This is a genomic window from Streptococcus sp. GMD4S, from assembly GCF_000296955.1.
The window spans coordinates 1-1,587 of the sequence record NZ_AJRE01000496.1 but is presented as its reverse complement, the minus strand read 5'-3'; the positions used below and the strand labels follow the sequence as shown (position 1 = coordinate 1,587).

Genomic DNA, 1,587 nt, shown 5'->3' with positions numbered 1-1,587 from the left:
GGAAGGCCATATTGACACGGTCACCAATACCAGCATCTGCAGAGAGCTCGACAGTCAAGTCTTTTTCGACTGGAACAGACTCACCTGTTAGGGCTGCTTCTTCGATTTTGAGAGAGTTAGCTTCTAGCAAACGTAGGTCTGCTGGTACGACGTCACCTGCTTCAAGGGCAACGATATCACCTGGTACCAATTCTTTTGAGTCAATCTCAGCCATATGCCCATCACGGATAACACGTGCAGCTGGACTAGACATAGACTTGAGGGCTTCGATGGCTTCTTCTGCTTTTCCTTCTTGGTAAACACCAAAAGCTGCGTTAATGATAACAACGGCTAGAATAATGATGGCATCTGCAATATCTTCCCCACCAGAAGTTATGACGGACAAGATGGCTGCAGCCACCAAAATAATAATCATCAAATCCTTAAACTGTTCGATGAATTTAACCAAGAGAGATTTTTTCTCACCCTCTTCGAGTTCATTGCGCCCATATTCAGCTAGGCGTTTCTGCGCTTCGCTTGACGAAAGGCCTTGCTCAGTTGCTTCAACCGACTTCAAGACTTCTTCGGGACTTTGAGTATAAAACGCTTGGCGTTTTTGTTCTTTTGACATATGTCTCCTCCTTGACTTTGTGTGCAAAACAAGCTCTCTTTTGGTTTTATGACAAACAAAAAGAGACATGTTAATCATAACAAGTCTCGCTGTTTAAGATAGCGCCGGAAAGAATACTTTACAGTATAAAATTCGGAATGACGACACTATCACAGGTTTCTGCCAGCTACTCCCTTGAGTAGTACTATTATATCAAAATTTGAATAATTTTCAAGGGTTTAAATCTGATGAAACAAGACTAAATTTGAATTTTCCCATGAAAACCAGTATAATGAAAACAGAATCTCAGCACTAGAAAGGAAGTCCGATGAACCAATCCATGTCAAATCTCAAGTTGGCGGAACGTGGTGCCATTATCAGCATTTCGACCTACCTCCTCTTGTCTACGGCAAAATTAGCGACTGGCCACCTCCTACATTCTTCCAGTTTGGTAGCGGATGGTTTCAACAACGTATCAGATATTATCGGAAATGTTGCTCTTCTGATCGGTATTCGTATGGCACGCCAGCCTGCAGACCGTGACCATCGTTTCGGTCACTGGAAGATTGAAGATTTGGCTAGTTTGATTACTTCCATCATCATGTTCTACGTTGGCTTTGATGTTCTTAGGGACACCATTCAAAAAATTCTCAGTCGGGAACAGACGGTTATTGACCCTCTAGGTGCAACTCTCGGAGTCGTCTCTGCGGCAGTCATGTTCGCAGTTTATCTCTATAATACTCGCCTCAGTAAGAAATCTAAGTCCAAGGCGCTTAAGGCTGCCGCCAAGGACAATCTTTCCGATGCTGTCACCTCGCTTGGGACTTCCATTGCCATCCTAGCCAGCAGTTTTAATTATCCAATCGTGGATAAACTGGTCGCTATCATCATCACTTTCTTTATCTTAAAGACAGCCTATGATATCTTTATCGAGTCTTCCTTCAGTCTTTCAGATGGTTTTGATGACCGTCTGCTAGAGGACTACCAAAAGGCCATCA

General features: G+C 43.3%; 2 protein-coding genes. One reads left to right on the top strand and one right to left on the bottom strand.

Translation table 11 applies throughout. The features are described from left to right. The coding region (locus GMD4S_RS12075; RefSeq protein WP_000032425.1) for an HAD-IC family P-type ATPase at positions 1-610 on the bottom strand (610 nt) is incomplete at its 3' end. Positions 611-917: 307 nt separating this feature from the next. Here GMD4S_RS12075 and GMD4S_RS12070 point away from each other — a divergent pair. Beyond that, on the top strand, positions 918-1,587 hold a 670-nt coding region (locus GMD4S_RS12070; protein ID WP_001076590.1), incomplete at its 3' end, for a cation diffusion facilitator family transporter.